This is a genomic window from Porphyromonas bennonis DSM 23058 = JCM 16335, from assembly GCF_000375645.1.
In the GTDB taxonomy this organism is placed as follows: domain Bacteria; phylum Bacteroidota; class Bacteroidia; order Bacteroidales; family Porphyromonadaceae; genus Porphyromonas_A; species Porphyromonas_A bennonis.
The window spans coordinates 1-3,358 of sequence record NZ_AQWR01000075.1 but is presented as its reverse complement, the minus strand read 5'-3'; the positions used below and the strand labels follow the sequence as shown (position 1 = coordinate 3,358).

General features: G+C 61.9%; 4 protein-coding genes. All 4 read right to left on the bottom strand.

The window, feature by feature from the left end:
• Positions 1-126 precede the first annotated feature (126 nt).
• Positions 127-1,260, bottom strand: coding sequence for an ABC transporter permease (locus B088_RS08075; RefSeq protein WP_018107921.1), 1,134 nt, complete (start codon positions 1,258-1,260; stop codon positions 127-129).
• Positions 1,257-1,994 carry an ABC transporter ATP-binding protein gene (locus B088_RS08070; protein WP_018107920.1) on the bottom strand — a complete coding sequence of 246 codons (738 nt, stop codon included), beginning with the start codon at positions 1,992-1,994 and terminating at the stop codon, positions 1,257-1,259. Before B088_RS08070 ends, B088_RS08075 begins: the two co-directional genes overlap by 4 nt.
• Positions 1,987-2,949 carry an ABC transporter ATP-binding protein gene (locus B088_RS08065; protein WP_018107919.1) on the bottom strand — a complete coding sequence of 321 codons (963 nt, stop codon included), beginning with the start codon at positions 2,947-2,949 and terminating at the stop codon, positions 1,987-1,989. The genes B088_RS08070 and B088_RS08065 overlap by 8 nt, the downstream gene beginning before the upstream one ends.
• Positions 2,946-3,358: HlyD family secretion protein (locus B088_RS08060; RefSeq protein ID WP_018107918.1), on the bottom strand; the 413-nt coding region annotated here is incomplete at its 5' end. The genes B088_RS08060 and B088_RS08065, both read right to left, overlap by 4 nt.

Below are 3,358 nucleotides of genomic sequence, written 5' to 3'. Positions count from 1 at the left end.
TGAAATTGATCACCCAGGGCGTCAGACCGATCATGATCGTCGGGAAGAGGAAGATCATCGTCAGGAGGATCCTGTCCCGAGCAATCTGCTTAAACTCCTTCTCCAGTAGGTATCGAAAGGCACTACTCATCTCAGGCGGGGCTTGACGTTACGGATGGCGAGGGCGATCGTGAGGATGGCGAAGAGGACGAGCAGCAGCAGTTCGACCCAGATGGCACTGAGTCCGGCGCCCTGGATCATCAGCTTGCGCATCGAGGTGATGTAGTAGGTGGCGGGGATGAAGCGGGAGATCCACCGGAGGACGAGCGGCATATTCTCCACCGGGAAGATCATCCCGGAGAGGAGCATCGTCGGCATCATCACGCTGAAGCCGGTTAGGATCGTCGACTCCTTCTGCGACTTGACGAGGCTCGATAGGAGGAGTCCGAAGGCGAGGCTGAAGAAGGTGAAGACCAGCGTCACGAGGAGGATCAGAGCAAGCGAGCCACGGATCGGCACCCCGAGGACAAAGCGGGAGATGACGAGGATGATCGCGATGATGATCAGGGAGACGGCGAGGTAGGGGACGGTCTTGGAGAGGACGATGGTGGTCGGGCGCGCCGGGGTCGTGAGGAGGAGCTCCATGGAGCCCTGCTCCTTCTCCCTCGCAATGCTGATGCTGGTCATCAGCGTGCAGATGACGAGGAGCACCAGCCCCATCAGTCCGGGGACGAAGTTGTACGCTGAGACGAGTCCGGGATTGTAGAGCATCTGGGGTGTGATCTCGATGCTGTAGGGGATCCCCGCGCTGCCGGTGCGACGGCTCAATTGGTCGGCGATAAATTGCTGGGCATAGGCTCCTCGGATGCTCCCCATGGCGGGGTCCGACACATCAGCGATCACCTGCAGGCTGGTCGGCAGCCCGGTGAAGAGGTCCCGCTCAAAGTGCTCCGGCACCACGATGGCGAGATCTATCTCGCCCGCCTTCATCATCTCCTCCGCCTCCCCGCTGTCGGCGAGCATCCCTTGGTAGAGGAAGGTGGTATTTCCCTCCAGTGCGTCAGCCAACTGCTTGCCGGTCTCGTCGGTCGAATGGTCGATGATGACGGTACGGATGTCGGTGACGTCCATATTCATCGCAAAGCCAAAGAGGAGCATCTCCGTGATCGGCATGGCGACGAGGATCAGGAGCGTGAGCGGATCGCGGAAGATCTGCTTCCACTCCTTGATGATAAAGGCGCGCATCTGCGAGCCGCCGCGATGTGATGCTCTCCTCTTCATCGTTTCCCTTGCCTTGTGATAGCGGTGAAGAGGCTGCCCATATCGGGGACTCCCTCAGCAGCCTTAAGCTCCGCCGGGGTGCCGAGCACGCGGATCTCCCCGTCGACCATGATCGAGACCCGGTCGCAGTACTCCGCCTCATCCATATAGTGTGTGGTGACGAAGACGGTGATCCCGTCCACGTAGGCAACGCGGTAGATTAGCTCCCAGAAGAGCCGCCGCGTCAGCGGATCGACCCCGCCGGTGGGCTCGTCGAGGAAGACCACCTCGGGGCGGTGGAAGATCGCTGAGGCAAATGCAAGCTTCTGCTTCCACCCGAGTGGCAGGTGCCCGGCTCGGGTGTGGCGATACTCCTCGAAGTCGAGCTGCTCGAGCAGCTCATCCGTTCGCTCCCTGATCGCCTTCTTCTTCATCCCATAGATAGCGGCGTAGAGCCGGAGATTCTCCTCCACGGTCAGGTCGGTGTAGAGGGAGAAGCGCTGGCTCATCACGCCGATGTGCTGCTTGATCCGCTCCCCCTCGTGGAGGATGTCGTGTCCGGCGACGGTGCCGCGCCCTGCCGTCGGCTTGAGGATGCCACAGAGCATGCTGATGGCGGTGGACTTGCCGGCGCCATTGGCACCGAGGAAGCCAAATATCTCCCCCCTCTCGACGTGGAAGGAGATGTGGTCCACGGCGGTGAAGTCGCCGAAGACCTTCGTCAGCCCCTCTACCTCTATCACCGGATCACTCATCGTCGTCTGTCGATAGGAGGAGGAAGGCATCCTCCAGGGTGGGCTCCGTGGCGACCGCTCGGCTGCCTGCGAGGCGGGCGTCAGAGGCGATATGCCTCCTCAGCGCCGTCTCGTCTGCTCGGTCACGGAGGGTGATGTGAAAGGAGTCGCCAAAGGCGTATGCATGCAGCACCTCGGGATAGCTCTCCAGCGCCTCGAGGGCAGCCATCCGATCGGCTGTCTCTAAGCGGTAGAGCGGCAGGCGGTACTGCGAGACCAACTGCTCCGGCGTGTCCATGGCGATGAAGTCCCCTCGACGCATAAAGGCGACTCGGTCGCAGCGGCTTGCCTCGTCCATATAGGCAGTGGAGGCGACCACGGTGACACCATCGGCGGAGAGCTTGCGGAGCATTTGCCAGAGGTCGGTTCGGCTGATGGGGTCAATGCCGGTGGTCGGCTCGTCGAGGAAGAGGACGTGCGGCTTGTGGATCAGAGCGCAGGAGAGGGCAAGCTTCTGCTTCATCCCTCCGGAGAGATGGGCGGCGAGGCGCTTCTCAAAGGGCTCGATGTGGGAGTAGATATCGGCGATGAGGGGGTAATTCTCCTCCACGGTGGTGCCAAAGAGAGTGGCGTAGAAGTCCAGATTTTCCCGCACGGTGAGGTCGCCGTAGAGGGAGAAGGTGCCGGGCATGTATCCGATGTGCTGCCGCAGCTCCCGATAGTCGCGCACCACATCGTATCCGTCCACCGTAGCGCTGCCGCTCTGTGGCCTGAGAAGGGAGCAGAGGATGCGGAGGAGCGTACTCTTACCGGAACCGTCCGGACCGATGATGCCGAAGATCTCCCCCCGACGGACGGCGAAGGAGAGCCCCTCCGGTGCCGTGCCGACACCGACCGCCTCGCCCGCCGGACTGCGGTAGACCAGCCTCAGCCCATCCGCCCTGATGATATCGTCCGTCGCACCCGTCATCGTCACTCTGCTGCGGGTCGAAGCAGCTCGCCGTACATACCTATCTTGAGCTGTCCGTCCTCGTTGGGTACCCTGACCTTGACGGCGTAGACCAGACCGGCACGATCCTCGCGGGTCTGAACGGACTTGGGGGTAAATTCCGCCTTGGGCGAGATCCAGCTGATCGTCCCGTCGTAGGTGCGAGTCGCCTCCTCACCTGCACCGCCGTCCACGCGAACCTTTACCTTCTCTCCCACACGGAGGAGCCCGAGATCCTCACCGGTGATGTATACCCGTAGGATCATCACGTCCAGGTCGGCGATGCGGAAGAGCGGATGCCCCGCCGCGGCAAGCTCGCCCGGGTGGACGTAATTGGCGATCACGGTGCCGCTGATCGGGGACTTGATCACCGATCGGCGGATCATATCGCTCACCT